Annotated in this window: 17 protein-coding genes; 7 read left to right on the top strand and 10 right to left on the bottom strand. The window is 62.9% G+C overall.

Annotated elements, in window-relative coordinates; genetic code table 11:
• Positions 1 to 143: 143 nt before the first annotated feature.
• From fae to AC0L3I_RS10635, 7 genes are all read right to left on the bottom strand, one after another.
• Positions 144 to 650 (bottom strand): formaldehyde-activating enzyme, encoded by a 507-nt coding sequence (fae, locus tag AC0L3I_RS10605; protein ID WP_123148516.1) that lies wholly within the window; start codon positions 648 to 650, stop codon positions 144 to 146.
• A gap of 167 nt (positions 651 to 817) precedes the next feature.
• Positions 818 to 1,672, bottom strand: coding sequence for a triphosphoribosyl-dephospho-CoA synthase (locus AC0L3I_RS10610; RefSeq protein ID WP_473526835.1), 855 nt, complete (start codon positions 1,670 to 1,672; stop codon positions 818 to 820).
• The gene (locus AC0L3I_RS10615) at positions 1,669 to 2,625 is read right to left on the bottom strand and encodes an ATP-grasp domain-containing protein (protein WP_473526836.1); all 957 of its coding nucleotides are present in this window, start codon (positions 2,623 to 2,625) and stop codon (positions 1,669 to 1,671) included. Before AC0L3I_RS10615 ends, AC0L3I_RS10610 begins: the two co-directional genes overlap by 4 nt.
• An 86-nt stretch (positions 2,626 to 2,711) precedes the next feature.
• The gene (gene mch, locus AC0L3I_RS10620) at positions 2,712 to 3,668 is read right to left on the bottom strand and encodes a methenyltetrahydromethanopterin cyclohydrolase (RefSeq protein WP_123148250.1); all 957 of its coding nucleotides are present in this window, start codon (positions 3,666 to 3,668) and stop codon (positions 2,712 to 2,714) included.
• Entirely contained in the window at positions 3,665 to 4,759 is a 1,095-nt protein-coding gene (locus AC0L3I_RS10625; protein ID WP_473526837.1) for an ATP-grasp domain-containing protein, read from the bottom strand. Before AC0L3I_RS10625 ends, mch begins: the two co-directional genes overlap by 4 nt.
• A gap of 13 nt (positions 4,760 to 4,772) precedes the next feature.
• On the bottom strand, positions 4,773 to 5,666 hold the full coding sequence (locus AC0L3I_RS10630) for an NAD(P)-dependent methylenetetrahydromethanopterin dehydrogenase (RefSeq protein ID WP_473526838.1): 894 nt from the start codon (positions 5,664 to 5,666) through the stop codon (positions 4,773 to 4,775).
• A 41-nt stretch (positions 5,667 to 5,707) separates the two neighbouring features.
• Positions 5,708 to 6,676: a beta-ribofuranosylaminobenzene 5'-phosphate synthase family protein gene (locus AC0L3I_RS10635; protein WP_473526839.1), complete on the bottom strand. Its 969-nt coding sequence runs from the start codon at positions 6,674 to 6,676 to the stop codon at positions 5,708 to 5,710.
• Between the two features lie 159 nt (positions 6,677 to 6,835).
• Here AC0L3I_RS10635 and AC0L3I_RS10640 point away from each other — a divergent pair, with 159 nt between their 5' ends.
• The 5 genes from AC0L3I_RS10640 to AC0L3I_RS10660 all read left to right on the top strand — a co-directional run bounded on the left by AC0L3I_RS10640 (position 6,836) and on the right by AC0L3I_RS10660 (position 11,768).
• Complete coding sequence (locus tag AC0L3I_RS10640; RefSeq protein WP_123148513.1) at positions 6,836 to 7,216, top strand: 4a-hydroxytetrahydrobiopterin dehydratase; 381 nt, start codon at positions 6,836 to 6,838, stop codon at positions 7,214 to 7,216.
• Positions 7,217 to 7,334: 118 nt separating this feature from the next.
• Positions 7,335 to 8,441: a tungsten formylmethanofuran dehydrogenase gene (locus AC0L3I_RS10645; protein WP_473526840.1), complete on the top strand. Its 1,107-nt coding sequence runs from the start codon at positions 7,335 to 7,337 to the stop codon at positions 8,439 to 8,441.
• A complete protein-coding gene (locus AC0L3I_RS10650) occupies positions 8,435 to 10,066 on the top strand; it encodes a formylmethanofuran dehydrogenase subunit A (protein WP_473526841.1) in 1,632 nt (543 codons plus the stop codon). The genes AC0L3I_RS10645 and AC0L3I_RS10650 overlap by 7 nt, the downstream gene beginning before the upstream one ends.
• The gene (gene fhcD / locus AC0L3I_RS10655; RefSeq protein ID WP_473526842.1) at positions 10,054 to 10,962 is read left to right on the top strand and encodes a formylmethanofuran--tetrahydromethanopterin N-formyltransferase; all 909 of its coding nucleotides are present in this window, start codon (positions 10,054 to 10,056) and stop codon (positions 10,960 to 10,962) included. Before AC0L3I_RS10650 ends, fhcD begins: the two co-directional genes overlap by 13 nt.
• Positions 10,959 to 11,768: a formylmethanofuran dehydrogenase subunit C gene (locus tag AC0L3I_RS10660; RefSeq protein WP_473485512.1), complete on the top strand. Its 810-nt coding sequence runs from the start codon at positions 10,959 to 10,961 to the stop codon at positions 11,766 to 11,768. Before fhcD ends, AC0L3I_RS10660 begins: the two co-directional genes overlap by 4 nt.
• Positions 11,769 to 11,826: 58 nt before the next feature.
• Here AC0L3I_RS10660 and AC0L3I_RS10665 read toward each other — a convergent pair whose 3' ends face one another.
• The 3 genes from AC0L3I_RS10665 to AC0L3I_RS10675 are packed head-to-tail and all read right to left on the bottom strand — an operon-like array spanning position 11,827 to position 15,395.
• Positions 11,827 to 12,651, bottom strand: coding sequence for an alpha/beta hydrolase (locus AC0L3I_RS10665; protein ID WP_473526843.1), 825 nt, complete (start codon positions 12,649 to 12,651; stop codon positions 11,827 to 11,829).
• Positions 12,652 to 12,662: 11 nt separating this feature from the next.
• Positions 12,663 to 14,150 carry an NAD-dependent succinate-semialdehyde dehydrogenase gene (locus AC0L3I_RS10670; RefSeq protein ID WP_473526844.1) on the bottom strand — a complete coding sequence of 496 codons (1,488 nt, stop codon included), beginning with the start codon at positions 14,148 to 14,150 and terminating at the stop codon, positions 12,663 to 12,665.
• A gap of 18 nt (positions 14,151 to 14,168) precedes the next feature.
• The gene (locus AC0L3I_RS10675) at positions 14,169 to 15,395 is read right to left on the bottom strand and encodes an iron-containing alcohol dehydrogenase (RefSeq protein ID WP_473526845.1); all 1,227 of its coding nucleotides are present in this window, start codon (positions 15,393 to 15,395) and stop codon (positions 14,169 to 14,171) included.
• Between the two features lie 146 nt (positions 15,396 to 15,541).
• Between AC0L3I_RS10675 and AC0L3I_RS10680 the strand changes: the two genes are divergently transcribed.
• Both AC0L3I_RS10680 and AC0L3I_RS10685 read left to right on the top strand, forming a co-directional pair.
• Entirely contained in the window at positions 15,542 to 16,243 is a 702-nt protein-coding gene (locus AC0L3I_RS10680; RefSeq protein WP_473526846.1) for a GntR family transcriptional regulator, read from the top strand.
• 194 nt (positions 16,244 to 16,437) lie between these two features.
• Entirely contained in the window at positions 16,438 to 17,031 is a 594-nt protein-coding gene (locus AC0L3I_RS10685; RefSeq protein ID WP_473526847.1) for a DJ-1/PfpI family protein, read from the top strand.
• The last annotated feature ends 67 nt before the right edge of the window (positions 17,032 to 17,098 follow it).

Raw genomic sequence — 17,098 nt, forward strand, 5'->3', positions numbered from 1 at the left:
CCAAAACCGGTTCCCAACCCTCGGGTCAATTCCGAGGGCAGGTTTTGGGGTCCGATGCTCTAAAGGCCCAGAAGTTTTTTCAGGCGGCGCAACAGACCATCCGACTCAGCGGAGGGTTTTGCCTGTGCGGGGCTGTCTCTTGTCTAAGCCGCGAACGGATGCTTCACCTGGTCCCGCTTATCCGTGGCTTCGGCGGCGGTCGGTGTTCCCGCGACCGCGCGTTGGATGGCTTCCTTTGTCGCTTCGTAATTGTACTTCTGAATCTTGGCGTCGTCCGCCGCGTCCCAGTGGATGAAAACGCCGACGCAGATGAACAGATCGTCCGCCTCACTGGCAGGAATGACCCCCTCGGCGACGCTGTCCTGCACGGCCTTTGCAACCGCATGCTGGGCCGGGCCGAACATCTGCACGGCCTGTTTAGCGCCCTTGATCGTGACCTTGTTGAACATCACGGTGTTGGGCTTGCACTGAAGATTGGGTGCGATCACCGCCAAAAGGGAGGTAAAACCGTCCTTGTTGTTGGTAAGCGCGTTGCAAAATGCTGTTTCGACTGCGCTCCCCCGTGGGCCGATGAGCAGGTCAACATGCGCCACTTCGTTGCCGTCTCCTACCAGCGATTCACCGACCATTACTTTCGAGATTTTTGCCATGCCAATTTCCTCCAAGACACAGTTATGGTGTCCAAAGACGCCGCAAACCGAGCGAGCGCTCGATGGACAGCTATCCTTGTTGGCAGCGCCCGGACATCCGGACCGGTTGGCTGGATAGCCGCGGAAGCCCAGCTTCCGCTCCTGAAAGTCAACCACCAACGTTGCGATTATGCAAGCTGAACGCCGAGGGTGTGGACTAAAAGAGTAGCCACGGTCAGGTCGGCCGAGGTGCCGGGGTTGACGTTGTCCGCCTTCAGCCGGCGGTCAAGCTCCATGAGCAGACGAATGCGTGACGTCTCGTCATCGTTGGCATGCAGCGCCGCCTCAACGGCAAGGGCTTCTTGCCGCGTCTGATCTGCGACGTCAGTTCCATGGTTGCGCACCACATGACTGTCGGGGAAGCTGGTGAGAAACGCCATATAGGCGAACACCGTCGGCCACATGCCGCCTTCGCCGCGTGCCAACGCCGTTTTCAGAGCCGCAAGCCCGACGCCGAACACGTCGCCGAAACCGGTAACATACTGGCGGGCGATCATGTCGCGGTCGGCCGCCTCCCTCATTGCTTCGAGCAGATGAACCTTCGGCTCCTGCCGCACATCGTTCGCGGCCTCTCCGAGCCCGCCCGGCGCGGCCGCGACGATCGCCTCGAACACCGCCCTGGTGTCGTCCATGGTCATCGCGCGCAGCACCGCGTCGACATTGTCGTGGAGGCTGCCGCCCGCCATTTCGGCGGCGCATAGCAGAGGCCCTGCCAGAAGAATGATACCGAGATTGGTATTGGTCGCGACTGCCAGACGTGTCGCGCGGACTGCTTCCAGCATGCGCTGTCCGACCGGCAGTCGCGGATCGGTCAGCGGCGCGGACGAGACCTCTGCGCTCGTCATGAACTGGGCGGCGGACATGCCGTGCCCGTCGGCGAACAGATGGACATTGCCCGGTTTCAGCGCCTCGATCTCCATCCGGCAGGCGTCCTTATAGGCAGCCCGGAGGCGTTCTCGCGAAAGCGCCATGCCGTCGGTCACGAATTCGCCGGCGCAGTGAGGCGGTAGGGTCGCGCTGCCGCCGCCTCGGTACGATCGGCCAGGAATTTCAGCAGGGCGTCTGCAATCGCATCGGCGATGTTCACCGCGACGACCGATTGAAGCCCGGACCAGGCGGGCATGCTGTTGACCTCAAGCACGAACATCGTGCCGTCGGCCGACGGCACGATGTCGACGCCGGCGAAATCGGCGCCGATAGCGGCGGCGGCGGCCCGTGCCAGCGTCGCCAATTCGGTTTCGCCGTGCAGCGAAACCTGCCTCGAAACCAGCTCTGGCACTGCCCCGCGATTGACGTTGGTGATCCAGTCGTCGCCGCGGCGGCTCATCATCGCCAGGACCTCGCCGGCGCAGACGAAAACGCGAAAATCGCGGAAAGGAGGGCCGGGGCGCGGCACGTAATGCTGAAGATAGTAGACGCTGTTTACCTCGTCCTCGGCGGGGAGATCGGACAGTGTTTCGATCAGCCGGATGCCTCGGCCCTGTGCGCCGAAAAGCGGTTTTAGCACCAGCGGCGTGAACGGCAGTTCGCGTTCGGCAATCGCTTCGGCCATGGCACGTCCTTCGACCGCGAATGTCGGCGGCGTCGGCAGGCCGGCATCCTTCAGGAGGAAGGTCGTCATCGACTTGTCGACGCAGCGCTCTATCGCCTGTGCGGAATTCCACACCGGAATGGAAAGCTTGCCGAATGCGTGCAGCACGCCGAGGCGCCGGGTGACCGCTTCGAACGATCCGGCGGCGATCGAACGGACCAGCACGGCGTCGGGCAGCGCGCCGTCGAAGCCGGGGATCGACAGTCCGCTCGGGCTGCCGGTGTCGAACGCGATTGCCGCCAGCGGCACGGTTGCGACCACGGCGCCCCGCCGGTCTAGCCTTGCCGCCAGGCCCTTGGCGCGGGTGTCCGAGACGTCGCTGACGATCAGGATACGGGGGATCATGTCGCGCCTCGGATACCGGTATACCGAAGGCGCGAGCGGGCGGCCCGGCAGGCGGATGATAGATGAGTCCATTGCACCGCCATCGTCTAACCGAGGCTCCGTTCGAGCATCCGCAGATCACGCTCGCCAGCGCGAAACGTATCGCCGGTCTCGATCGCCGTGACGATCACTTCGGCCGGGCTGAACAGCAGCGGATCAATGGCATAGAAATCACCCTTGAACCGCTTGAAGACCTCGGCGAAGGGGTGGCCGTGGTCCCGCGAGGCGCGGCTCGGCAGTCGCTCCGCGAGTTCCCTGGCGTCTTTCGACGGGCCTTTGACGAAGAGCTGGACGCTGCCGCCATAGATGATGGCGTCGTTGGTTCTGCCCATGGCGGTCAGGAAATCCGGATGGGGGGCGGGGATAGGGGCGGTACCGATTCCATCGACGATATTCTCAAGCGGAAACTTGAGATCGTTGCTCTTGTGCAAGGCGACCTCGAGCGCGCGCGCAACGATCTGCACGCTGCCCGCAAGGCTTTGTGTCGGCGCATAGAGGAAGGTGAGCTTTTCAGTTGGCAATCCAGTTGCCTTGCCGACCTTCTCAACGATCGGCTGGGGCGGCGGTTCGGCGGTCTCCAGGATAAGCACGGCAGATGACGCAGTGTCGCGATAGGAAAGTGCTTCGAACAGCGGTTCGACGCGGGCGAGCGCCCGCGCCGGTCCCGATCCCATGGCGAAATAGCCTTGGCTCGACAGGTTCCAGCCCGCATACTGGCTGCCCAGGCAGGCAAGCACCGGCTGCGAAGACCGCACTTCGACGGTGAGCGGCCATTTCCGCGACGCGCGGTCCATGCAGACCGAAACGCTGCCGAGCCCGCCCATCGCGGCTTCCGCCATGTGCAGCCCGGCCTCGACGCCGCCGGCGGCCTTGGCGCCGGCATCGATCAGGCACTCGCCCAATGGCCCCCTGGCAACGGCGATACGCAGGCGTTCGGCGTTGCCGATCATGCCGTCTATGATGCGCTGCGCATTGTCGTTGAGGAATGCCGAACCGTCTTTCATGTCCGGTCTCCTTCCCATTGGTGTTGCAATCGGCTGGCTTGTCCCTTGATGAGCCGCCTGGTCAGATCGGCGCTCGGACCGCGCGCGAAGATGGTGCAGACAGGATCGCCAGCAATCAGACGGGTGCCGGGCGACTGATGGTCGGCAGTCCATTCAGGCCAGGCAATCGATGGAAACCGGGCGATCGGCGCCGCGGCATAGGTCACCATCGACGCCATCGAATCGACGAAGCGCGGCAGACGGTAAGCCTTGCCTGCCGCGGCGCGCAGATGCGCTTCGATCAGTGGCGCGTCGGCATCGTCGAAAATGTCGAGGGTGGCGCCTGGCCTCGGATTGATCTCGATGAGCTTGTAGCCATCCGGTCCGCGAATGAGATCGGCGCTGCACAATCCAACCAGGCCGGCGCGGCCCGCCAGACCTGAAAGCCAGCCGCGGATCATCGCCGCCTGCCTGCGATCGAAGCGTCTCAACCGCACGGCGCCGCCATAGCGATAGGGCGCTGCCGGGGCGGGGGACGCCCATTGTTGGCTGAAGCCGACGATATCAGCGGTTTGGCCGTCGCCGACGAACAGGGCCGAGATGCTGCGGCCGGCAACGAAACGCTGGAAATAGCGGCCGGTGGCCACGGTTTCTCCGGCGGCCCGTCTGATATGCGTGCCGCCGGCGCCGCCCGCGGTCTTGACCACCCAGTTCTCCGGATCGGGCGGCCGGTCCCATCGGAATTGCGGATGCGGAATGCCGAGTTCGGCGCAATCGGCGGCCAGCAATTGCGGGTCCTTGATCCTGCGGATCGCGCCGCCGCCATTGCCGGCGAGCGGAAAATGGCGCGCAATCTCATCGACGGTCTCCGTCATCCGCTCGAAGCCCGAACCCAGGACGATGGCGACCGGCTGGTCGTCTCCTGCCAATTGCTGAAGCGTCTCCATGATGCGCTCGCCGTCGATGCCGCCTTGCAGGTCGCCCGGCAGCATCGTCGCGCGTTCGGCGAGCGCGACGGTGTCCGTGTCGCAAAAGAAATCGGCGACCAGCGGACGATAGCCGGCGCGGCGCGCAGCAGCAGCCAGCGCCCGGCCTGAAATCGCCGCGATCAATAGAGATCCGGCGTTATTTGGCGATTTCGCGTGCAAGGGAAAATGCTTCCTGGAAATCGAGCGTGATGGTTTTTTCGGCTTCGATCATTCTTTTGAAGAGGCCGAATTCGACCTTGTATTTCACATTGCCGATGGCAAGCGGACCAATGCCGACAGCCTTTGCCGCTTCGAGCGGATCGCTATTGGCATTGACGGCCACGCCTTCGATGCCGGCCGGCGGGACCGCGTTGACGTCGGCGGCAATGAGCAGGCCGTCGGCTTTCAACTGCGCTTTCGAGACCACCTGGACGCCGGCCTTGGCGCAGGCCAGGATCACCTCGCTCGCCTCGACCAGCTTCGTCTTGCGGGCGTCGCTCGACCCGTCAGCCGCATCGACGGCGATGTTGAAACGGCTTTTGATCTCGGCCGCGATCTGCTCGACCCTTCCGATGCCGTCATGACCGACAAGCGTGACTCGGGCGCCTTCCCTGGCGGCGATGACGGCAGTGCAGAAGCCGACGACGCCGGTGGCGCCGAAGACAGCGATCCTGGTGTCCCTCAGCCCGCGCTCGAATTTCTTCTCCAGCGCTTTTTCGACCTTGGCCACCATCGCCGCGGCCGTGGTGAACGAGCCGGCCGGATCGGCGAATACCGAAACCTGGAAAGGCGGCACCATCGCCTTTCGCGCTGCGTCGAACATGTCGAGCGCCAGCGAGGCGTCCTTGCCGGCGATAAAGATGCCGGTATCGACGCCCGCATCGGGCGGGCGCGAGAAGATCGCGTCCTGCACGAGGCCTGTCACCTCTCCCAGGCTTACATCGACATAGGGGACGACGGCGTCGAAACCTGCATCGAGAGCCATGTTCACGTCGAAAGGGCTCATATGCTTCAACGGCGTCAGCATGTGCAGGATGTGTTTGCGGGCCATTTCTCGCCTTTCCTCTTGAACCTGATCGCGTTGCCGGGCCGTCAGCTGCCGACGAGATCAAGTTTGGTCGAACTGATCTTCGCGCCGGAATTCCGGCCCTTGACGATCCTGATCTCGATGCCGTCTTCAACTGTCTGCTGAACCGCGCTGACGAAGCTGACTGCAGCGTCCTGCGATGGGGCGAAGGCAAACCCTGTCGGTCCCCACGAACTCTGGCCGATGCCGACAGCGCCTGCTTCATTGAGACCGTGGGCCACCCTCTCGACCCGCTTCGAGGTGAACACGCCGCCTTGCGCCGGTGCGAAATGGGTGCCGATCAGCATCTGGATCGCGGTGACGGCGGCGCCGAAGGCTGGAAGGTCGTGCTCGACCAGAGCCGGCATGATGCCCATCAGCACCCGCCGGCAGATCTCGCCGCTGCCGGACGCCGGGAACGGCGGCAGTGAACGAAACGCCGCGATCTCGGCATCGCCATGCAGTCCATGCCCGCCATGGTCGAGGATCAGGATGACGCGCCACTCTTCTGGAAACTGCAGTCGCGCCACGACCGGCGGCGGCCTGCCGCGGTCGTCCTTGCCGGCATCGACAATGACACCACCGCTTTCGAAACTGGCGATGCCGATGCCGGATCGGCCGCCGCGATCGAGCAGGGTCGCGTCGCCGCCAACATCGAGAGGCAATTTGTGGAGCGTGCGCAGCGCCGAGGCGACGGCAAGGGCGATCTGCGTGCCGGAGCCCAGGCCGGCATGGCTCGGGATCGACTGTTCGACCACCAGACGGTGCTGGCCGCGAATGCCGAGATGCCTGCAGAGCGTCGACAAATGTTCGCCGGCGCGCCGGCTCTCGGTGCCTTCGACGATGGTCTCGCTGGACCGCGACAGGGTGACGACGGTTTCGGGTTCGCTTAGAGGTAGCCCGACGCTGCCAAAGCGACGTCCGGTATCGCCATTGAGATCGAGGAAGCCAAGGTGCAGGCGGGCGGGCACTCGTATGGTAACAGAATTCGACATCTACCCCCCGATGGGTGCATCATAGACGCATCATGGAAGTTTAGGTGCCCGTCGCCATGATAGCTGTTTTCGTCGAAGGGGCAAGCCGGAGAGAATGCATTCGTTTTATCTTCTTTTGGCCCCGGCGCAAAACGGACCGGGCAAGTCGCGGAGGTCGAGATGAACGAGACGCCTAAGGAAAAAGTCTATTCGGAAGCCGAGATTGCCGACAGGCTCGAGAAGGAACTGCCGAAATGGTATTACGAGAACGGCTGGATCCGGCGCAAATACAAGACCCATAGCTGGAAATCGACACTGATGGTCATCAACACGGTCGGCCATCTCGCCGAGGCGGCGTGGCACCATCCCGACATCACGGCTTCCTACGCCTGGGTCGAAGTGCGCCTGATGAACCACGCAGCGAAGGGCATCACCGACAAAGACTTCGCGCTGGCCAAAAAGATCGAGGATGTCGTCCAGTGGCAGCCGGCCAGGGAAGGCGGCGCGCTGGAAGGCACTCCGCCGACCGATCAGCGCTTCGCCTACATCAAATATGATTAAGCGCGGTCGGAATTTGTTGATGGCTTAAGAAAACATTCGCTAATCTGCTGACAGGCGGGGTTCACGGCCATTCCAGTTTCGTCTAGGATCGGGCCGGCACCAGAAAGTGGCGTAGTGAATGGCGGTTGCTTGGATCGGCAACCGGGAAACGCTGGTCGAGCGCGCGGCTGCACATGCCGCCGCGCTGTTGGGGTCAAGCCGGTGCCCGGTTTTCAGCCTGGATACGGATATACACGGCACCAGGGCGGCGATCGCGCTGGCTGAGCGGGTTGGCGCGGCATACGATCATGCCGATGGCGCGGCAGTTTCCCGGGAGACGGCGCTCTTTACCGACAAAGGCGCGATGACCGTCGCGCCCGGCGAGACGCGCCGGCGCGCCGATGTCGTGGTGATTGTCGGCGAACTCCCACAAATCCATCATGAATTTGTCGGCGAACTCTCAGCCACGGTTCCCGATCTCTCGGCCCCCGATCTCTCAGGCAAGAATCAACGCGAGATCTTTCTGGTCGGGTCGAACGGGGCGTCGGCGCCGCCGCTGAACAACGGGCGGACGGCGACGCTCCTGTCCTGCGGCGAGGCAAGCCTCGGCGCGACACTGGCGGCGCTGAGGACGCAGTGCAGGGGGCGTCAAACATCGCAGCCGGTGTCGAATTTCGACGATTTCGCCAAAGCCCTGGAGGCTGCGCATTTTCCCGTCTTCCTGTTTTCAGGCGACGCAACCGAGGGGCTGGCGCTTGAGATGCTGCAAGGACTGATCACTGATCTCAACCGCAAATCACGCGCATCCGGCCTTCATCTGCCGGCAAGCGAAAACGGATGGGGTAGCGCGCTCGCCTCGACCTGGATGACGGGTTTTCCGTTGCGCACCGGCTTTGCGCGCGGCGTCCCGGAATTCGATCCCTGGCGTTACGATGTCGCGCGCATGATCGCTGCCGGCGAAGCCGACCTGCACCTGCGGATATCTTCCTCAATTGTCCAGCCGCAGAAGAAAAAGAACCGCATGGCGCTGATTGCGCTGGCGAAAACGCAGGAGCCGATCGCGGGTGCTGCGGTCACCATCGCCATTGGCGAAGCGGGCGTCGATCACGAGGCGGTGGTCTATTCCAGCCGCACCGGTTCGCTGCGGTCGATCGATGCGCGAGCGGCGTCCGAACTGCCCTCCGCTGCGACTGTTATCCGCCTGGTCGCCAGTCATGTCTCCGCCGAGGCCGCGTTGCCATGCTGACGAAAATTGCCGGCGGCGACATCATCGATCCCGTCAACGGCCGTGTCGGCAAGGGCGACCTCTGGATCAGGGACGACAAGATCGTTGCGGCGCCGGCGGGTGGCGCTGCCGACCGGACCATCGACGCTGCCGGCTGCATCGTGATGGCGGGCGCCATTGACATCCATTCCCACATCGGTGGCGGCAACGTGAATACGGCACGGCTGCTCCTGCCCGAGCAGCATGCCGCGCACCAGGCGCGGCCGGCGACGACGCCGCTCTCCAACGCCGGCTGGTCGACATTCCAGACCGGCTGCCTCTACGCCAAGATGGGTTTCACCACGGTCGTCGAACCGGCGATGTCGCCGGGAGCCGCACTTCACACCCATCTCGAACTGGCCGACATCCCGATCATCGACAAGGCGACGCTCGCCATTCTCGGCAACGACGATTTCCTGCTGTCGATGGTCCGCGACGACGCCTCCTCTCAAATGATCGAGGACTATGTTGCATGGACGGTCGCCTCGACGCGGGCGCTTGGGGTCAAGGTGATCAACGCCGGTGCGGCGGCCGCCTTCAAGGAAAACGTCCGCACCTTCTCGCTGGACGATGTCGTGCCTTCCTATGGCGTCAGCTCGCGCAAGATCGTCAAGACGCTACAGGCGGCCGTCGACAGCCTTGGCGTCCCGCATCCTCTGCATGTCCATTGCAACAATCTGGGCAGCCCCGGATCGGCGGACACGGCGGCCGCGACGATCGCGGCGGCGGAAGGATTGCCGCTGCACCTCGCCCATCTCCAGTTCTACGGCTATGGCACGGAAGGCAAGCGCAGGTTTTCGTCGGCCGCGGCGCGTCTTGCCGAACTGGTCAACGCGACGCCGGAAGTCACCATCGATATCGGCCAAGTGATGTTCGGCCAGACGGTCACCGTCTCCTCCGACGTCATGCGGCAGTTTTCGGCGCGTGGCAGTGCGCAGCCGAAGAAATCCGTCATTCATGACGGCGACGGCAATGGCGGCGGCATCGTGCCCTACAGCTATGGCAAGGATTTCTATGGCGCGATGCAGTGGGCGATCGGGCTCGAGCTTTTTCTCCTGATCGACGATCCCTGGCGTGTCTTCTTCACCACCGATCATCCCAACGGCGCGCCCTTCACCGCCTACCCAACCCTGTTCGAGCTGCTGATGAGCCGGGAAGCGCGCACCGAAATGATTGCCCGACTTCCAAAATCCGCCATGGCGCTCTCCACCCTGGCCGCAGTCGACCGCGAATACACGTTCGAGGAAATCGCCATCATGACGCGCGCGGCCCCAGCCAAGCTGCTCGGGCTGACAGATCGGGGCCATCTCGGCGCCGGCGCCATAGCCGATATCGCTGTCTACCGCAGGGACGGGAATATCGCGAAAATGCTGAGGCAGGCGGCGTACGTCTTCAAGGATGGCGATCTCGTCGTGCAGGACGGAGAGATCACCCATTACCGCTGGGGCAAGGCGCTCAGGCTCAATCCGTCGCCGGACAAGGCGATGGTGCGGCGCCTGGAGGATTATCACCAGCAGCGCTACGGCCTGTCGCTGGACTGGTTCAATTTCCCGGATTCCGCGATCGCGCGCGAACAGCCATTCGGCGAGGTTGCATGCCGAACGTGAGCGTAAATGGCATAATGATCGACGATACCTTTGCCGAGGCCTTCGGCATGCGTGCGACCGCCATCATCATCACCGCGCCGAACCGGAAATGGGCCCGCCAGGCGGCGATCACGATGACCGGCTTTGCCACCTCGGTGATCGGCTGCGGCTGCGAAGCGGCAATCGATATCGAACTGCCGCCATCGGCCACACCGGATGGCCGGCCCGGCTGCCGCGTGATGATCTTTGCGATGGGAACAGACGAGTTGCAGAAACAACTGCTCAATCGCGTCGGCCAGTGTGTCTTGACCTCGCCGGGTTCCGCCTGCTTCGCCGGACTGGAGGGCAGCGCCGAGTTGAAGCTCGGTTCGGCGCTGCGTTATTTTGGTGACGGCTGGCAGATCTCCAAGAAAATCGGCGGCAGGCATTTTTGGCGCGTTCCCGTCATGGATGGCGAATTCCTGTGCGAAGCGACGACCGGGCTGACGAAGGCTGCCGTCGGCGGCGGCAATTTCTTCGTCATGGCTGAAAGCAGCGCCAAGGCCTTGGCTGCCGCCGAGGCCGCGGTTGCGGCGATAGGCCTGGTGCCGGGCGCGATCGTGCCGTTTCCGGGCGGCATCGCCCGTTCGGGTTCCAAGATCGGTGGCAAATACAAGGGCATGATCGCCTCGGCCAACGAAGCCTACGCGCCGACATTGCGCGGTGTTGTCAGGAGTGAGCTCGGTTCCGACATCAACGCTGTCCTGGAAATCGTCATCGATGGCGAGACCAACGATGCCGTTGCCGCCGCGATGAAGGCCGGCATCAAGACCGTCATCGAGCTCGGGCCGAAGCGAGGCGCGGTTCGCATAAGCGCCGGTAATTACGGCGGCAAGCTCGGCAAGTTCATCTATTCGCTGAAGGATATGCTGCCGTGAAAGCGCTGACCTTCACCCTTGTCGCCGAGCCGCCCGAGCGCCTTGACCTGTCGCCGCTGACGCCGGAGCGGCTTGCCGGGATCGAAAGGCGCGATATCGAAAAAATCCAGATCGGCATGTCGAAGCATGGATCGAAGGTCGGCGATATCTTTCGCGTCGCCGGAAACGATCCGCTGGACATCGTGCTCGAAGGTGGAAGCACGCGCCTCGACCGCGTGGCGGAAGGCATGCGGGGCGGTTCGGTTCGCGTCGTCGGTAATGCCGGCGCCCAGGCCGGGCGCGCCATGCGCGGCGGCACGCTCACGATCGAAGGCAATGCAGGTCCGCATGCAGGCTCCGGCATGCGCGGCGGCAGGCTTGAAATAACAGGCAACGCCGGTGATCACCTTGGTGCGCCGCTCGCCGGGGAACTGGCCGGCATGAATGGCGGTGTGCTGATCGTCAGGGGCAAAGCGGGCGCTTTTGCAGCCGACCGGATGCGGCGCGGCCTGATCGCGGTGCTGAAAGGCTCAGGCGACAATGCCGGCAGCCGCATGATCGCCGGCACGCTGGTGGTGGCCGGCGGCAGCGGCGAGATGCCCGGCTATTTGATGCGTCGCGGTTCGATCCTGCTCGATCGGGCGCCGAAAAGCCTGTCGCCGAGTTTCGTCGAATGCGGTGCGCCAGAGAGCGTTTTCGCCGCAGTCATCGATCGCCATCTGATCGCCGAGGGTATTTTGAAACGGCCGCTTCTGGGCATCGCACCGCAGAAATATGGCGGTGACAACGCGGTGCTTGGAATGGGTGAGGTTCTTTTCCCTCGCTGAGGCGTGCTGCAGACGGCATTGCGGTTAAGCCGCCATGGCCGGCATGGCTGCGGGAGGGTTAGCGGCGGTCGTTGGCAATCAGTTTCGTCAGGCAATCCCCCGCCTGGCTCTCAGGCACGCCGAGATCTCTGACACTGTCCATGTGGTTGCGGTTGGCGAGAACAAGCGACATTACCGGCAAACCCTGCTGCAGCAGGTGCTCTTTGAATCGATCTGCTTGCTGATGGAAAGGCGGCGTCTCGTTGGCTCCGACCAGAACCATCGCCCTGGTTTGAGGATCATGCCGGTAGGCAAGCGGTGTAAACCTGGCGACTTCTTCATCGGTAATTCCAATCTCGTTGGCGAGAAAGGAGTTCTGGAGCGGTTTCAGATCGTAGAGCCCGCCGAGCAGAAGAGCTGCCCGCACATTCGAAGGGGTATGCTCGCTGTTGAACAGAAACGTTGAAAGATGTGCTCCGGCCGAATGGCCGCTGACAGTCAGGTTTGCGGGGTCTCCGCCATGGTCGGCGATATGGGCCAGGACCCACTGCTTCGCGCGGCGCACCTGGTCGACGATCGTCGCCATTCTGACCTTGGGCATCAGAGCATAGTCGACGATGACGGCAATCGCGCCGGCCTGGGTAATCGTCGTCGCCACGTATGAGTAGTCGCGCTTGGAGAACATTCTCCAGTAGCCGCCATGGATGAACATGTGCACCGGCAGGCCGCTTCTTTTGCCGGAGGGAAAGAACAGGTCGATGGTTTCGGTCTGATCCGGCCCATAGGCAACGTCCGCAGTCATTGGAATGGTTGCGCGAACGGCCTCGCTGCGGTGAACGATGTCCTGGACGATTTTGTCAAAATCCGCGACATGGTCGCGGATGCGGAACGGATCGCTTTGCACTCTTCCTCCGCTCAGATGCTGATGGCGAGGTATTTCGCCTCCATGAACTCGGCAATGCCGTGATGCTGGCCGCCCTCGCGGCCGAGGCCGCTCTGCTTTACCCCGCCGAAAGGTGCTGCCGGATCGGACATCAAGCCGCGGTTGAGAGCGATCATCCCGGCTTCGATCCTGGATGCAACCCGCATTCCACGCGCAAGATCGCGCGTGTAGATGTAGGCGGCAAGACCGTATTCGGTGTCGTTGGCGCGCGCGATAACGTCGGCTTCCGTTTCGAATCTCGAGATCGGCGCCACCGGCCCAAAAATTTCCTCGTGCGCCATCTCCGCCTCGGCCGGTACGTCGCATAGCACGGTCGGCGGATAGTAGTATCCCGTTCCCGAGCTTGCCATGCCCCCGCACAGCACCCGCGCGCCACGGGCGACAGCATCGTTGACCAGACGGTCGATCTTGTCGACGGCCTTCCTGGTGATCATCGGCCCGCACTCCGTGGCCGCGTCCGTACCAGCGCCGATCTTGAGTGCCGACATCCGCCTGGCGAGGCTTTCGCCAAAGGCATCGTAAACGCCAGACTGGACATAGATGCGGTTTGCAGCCGTGCAGGCCTCGCCGGCGTTGCGCATCTTCGCCACCATCGCCCCATCGACCGCCGCGTCGAGGTCCGCGTCATCGAACACAAGGAATGGCGCGTTGCCGCCAAGTTCCATCGAACACGAAACCACGTGCTTTGCAGCCTCGGCCAGCAGAACGCGCCCGACACAAGTCGAGCCGGTAAAGGAGAGTTTGCGCACCCGCGGATCGGCCAGCATCGCGGCCGTCACAGGGCCGGGATTGGAGGTTGTCAGAACATTCACCACACCTGGCGGAACACCTGCTTCCTGGTAGAGCGCGGCAAGCGCGTAAGCCGTCAGCGGGGTCTCGCTGGCTGGCTTCAAAATTACCGTGCATCCGGCAGCCAGGGCGGGCGCGATCTTGCGCGTCGCCATGGCGGCAGGGAAGTTCCAGGGTGTGACAAGGACGCAGATGCCGATGGGCTCGTAGTCGACCACGATCCGGTTCGTGCCGGAAGGCGCAACCCCGAATTCACCGGTGATGCGAACGGCTTCCTCGGCATTCCAGCGGAAGAATTCCGCAGCATAGGCGATCTCGCCACGCGCGTCCCGGAGTGCCTTGCCGTTTTCCAGCGAGATCAGGGTTGCCAGCGTCTCGGAACGTTGCGTCATCAGCTCGAAGCAACGCCTGAGGATTTCGGAACGCTTGCGGGGTGCCGTTGTGCGCCAGCCATCGGCGGCCTTGGCCGCAGCCTCCACGGCGGCCGCGGCATCTTCGATCGTCGCATCGGGAACGGCGGCGATCACCGCTTCCGTGGAAGGATCCACGACCTGGATTTCCCTGCCGTCGGCGGATTGCCTCCATTGGCCGCCGATATACAAGCCGTGGGAGAATCTATGGAAGCCGGCAGTGTCCTGATCGTCCTCCAGCACCTGATGAGATATGTTCATGGCCTGCTCCTCGATTGCTCACATGACACAGGCGGCGAGGTCGCCATCATAGGCGGCCTGGATCAGGCCACGCATGGCTGCCAGATCGAATGGACGCGGATTGTTCTTGATGAGACGGTCAATGCCGAGCGCCTGTTCGGCCGTCCAATCGAGCTTGTCGGCGGGGAGCCCGAGCTTGGCCAGCGTAGGCGTGATCCCGATCGCTCCAAACAGCCGGCCGACCTCGTCGATCGTCGCGTCGGCCATCTCACCGGTGCTCCGGTCCTTCCCGTCGAGACCAAGGGCAAGGCCGATCTCGGTCATCTCGGCGGCCGCGGCGGCCCGGTTGTACTTCATGACATACGGCAACATGGTGGCGACACCCAGCCCGTGAGCCGTGTGGGTTATCGCGCCGACCGGATATTGCACCGCGTGCGCCGCCGCAGTTCCGGCCGTGCCGAACGCGCAGCCGGCTGCAAGCGCGCCCATCATCACATCGGCCCGAGCGTCCTCGTCGGCGGGGTCGCGGTATGCCTTCTCGAGACTGCGGCCAAGCAGCTTGATCGCGAGCAGCGCAAAATGATCGGTCAGCGCGCTCTTGCCGATGAAGACATGCTGTTGCGGCAGGCTGGGGTCAGTGCCGCGCCTGGCGGCGGTAAAAGCCTCGATCGCATGGGTCAGCGCGTCAGCGCCCGCGATCGCCGTCAATCCCGGGGGACATGTCATCGTCAGTTCCGGGTCGCAGATGGCGGCTGCCGCGATCAGATGCGGGCTGGAGATGCCTACCTTCATGGTGCGATCCGGATCGGAAATCACCGCGACAGGGGTCACTTCCGAGCCGGTGCCGGCTGTCGTTGGCACCGTGATCAGCGGCAGCGTCGGACCGGGCACCTTGAACTCGCTGTAGTAGTCCTGGAGCAGGCCGCCGTGACTGATGAGCAACGCGGCGCATTTGGCCATGTCGAGACAACTGCCGCCTCCGATGCCGATCACCATCTCCGGCGCAAACTGTCGCGCCACCTCTACGCAGACGGCAACCGTGTCTCGTGGCACATCGGGCAACACACGGTCGTGCACCAGCACATCGATCGATGCGTCCTCGAGCGCCGCGATGATCTCTGCGAAGGCGACAGTTGCGGCAAAGCGCTCGTCCGTACAGACGAGAGCGCGACGGCCGAGCCTGGCCGCAACGGTTGCAATGACATGGCGCTGGCCCTTCCCGAAGAGGATTTCACGCGGCAGCCTTACGGCAGCGAAAAGGCTCATGTTCTGCGGCCCTCGATGATGGTGGGAGTGGAAAGGCGAAAGCTCGCCAAGCTCGGCCCAAAGGTATCCTCTATTAAATCGTATAGGATATAGGATTGCATTGAACGAAGCATCGTGTTAGCCAGTGATCCTGTCAAGAGGCAAAGATGCAGGTCACGAACGTAAGCAATGCCCGAGAAGTCGGCCCCGCTAGCGGACGCATCCAGCGATCCAACAGCCTGGTGGAGGACGTTTATGAAGCGATCTTCGCGCAACTCATGTCGCTGAAGATCGCGCCTGGCTCACGGATCACCGTCGACAGTCTGGTCAAGGAACTGGATGTATCCCACACGCCAATCCGTGAAGCGCTTGGCCGCCTCGAAGGCGAAGGCCTTGTGCTGAAGACACATCTGATCGGCTACCGCGCCGCGCCGCAGATAACCAAGCGCCGATTTGACGAACTCTATGAGCTTCGCCTGCTGCTCGAGCCGCATGGGGCGGCCAAAGCAGCCGCATTGATGGATGAGACGAAACTTGCGGTGCTTCAGGAGTCCGCAGGGGGCATGGCGCGCCGCGAAGGCAAGGATGAACGCCTGCGTTACTCCAACTTTGCGCGGCAGGACGCCATTTTCCACGACAGGATCATGGAATTTGCAAACAATGATCTCGTGCGCGAGACTCTCGCGTTCCAGCATACGCACTTCCACATCTTCCGCCTGATGTTCCATTCGCGCGTCACCGAGGAAGCGCTCGACGAGCATGAGGCCATCCTGGCCGCCTTCGCTGCCTCCGATCCCGCTGCGGCGGAACAGGCGATGCGCCGTCATATCGAGCATTCTCGTGATCGTTTGCTGCTGGCGTTCGATTGAGACTGTCCACGATGTCCGTCACCGTCCGCGTCGGGAGCGGCGCGGTCAAGCTGGATGCATCGTTGATCACGCAGGCAAACGCCCAGGAATACCACGTCCCGGATCCCCTTTTCTGAGACCCGCGCCGCCGGGCGCGTGCAATGCCGCCCCCCTCATTCACAAAACCGTTCCATTCACAAAACGAGGAACCGACCATGCCAGGCAAGAAAATACTGATGTTGACCGGTGAGTTTACCGAAGAATACGAGATCTTCGTCTATCAGCAGGCGATGGAGGCCGTCGGCCACATCGTCCACGTTGTCTGTCCTGACAAGAACGCTGGAGACCTGATCAAGACGTCGCTTCACGATTTCGAAGGTGACCAAACCTACACCGAAAAACCCGGCCACTATGCTTTGCTGAACAAGACCTTTTCGGAGGCGGAAAGACAGCTCGACCAGTATCATGCCGTCTATTGCGCGGGCGGTCGTGGCCCCGAGTACATCCGCACCGATAAGCGCGTACAGGCGATCGTCCGCCATTTCCACGAAAACAAGAAGCCGATCTTTACGATCTGCCACGGCGTCCAGATCCTGATCGCAGTCGATGGCGTCGTGCGTGGCAAGAAAGTAGGTGCGCTGGCTGCCTGCGAGCCGGAAGTGACGCTGGCCGGTGGAACCTATATCGACCTGTCCCCGACTGAGGCCTATGTCGACGGAACGATGGTCTCGGCAAAGGGCTGGACCGCACTTGCCGCGTTCATCCGCGAGTGCCTGAACGTGCTGGGGACGGAAATCCGCCACAACTGAGTCAATCGTCCGATGCATTCCAGACGGGATGCATCGTGATTGCCAGGTCTCGCTGCAGGCAGGGCTC

It is taken from the genome of Mesorhizobium sp. WSM4840 (genome assembly GCF_055811755.1).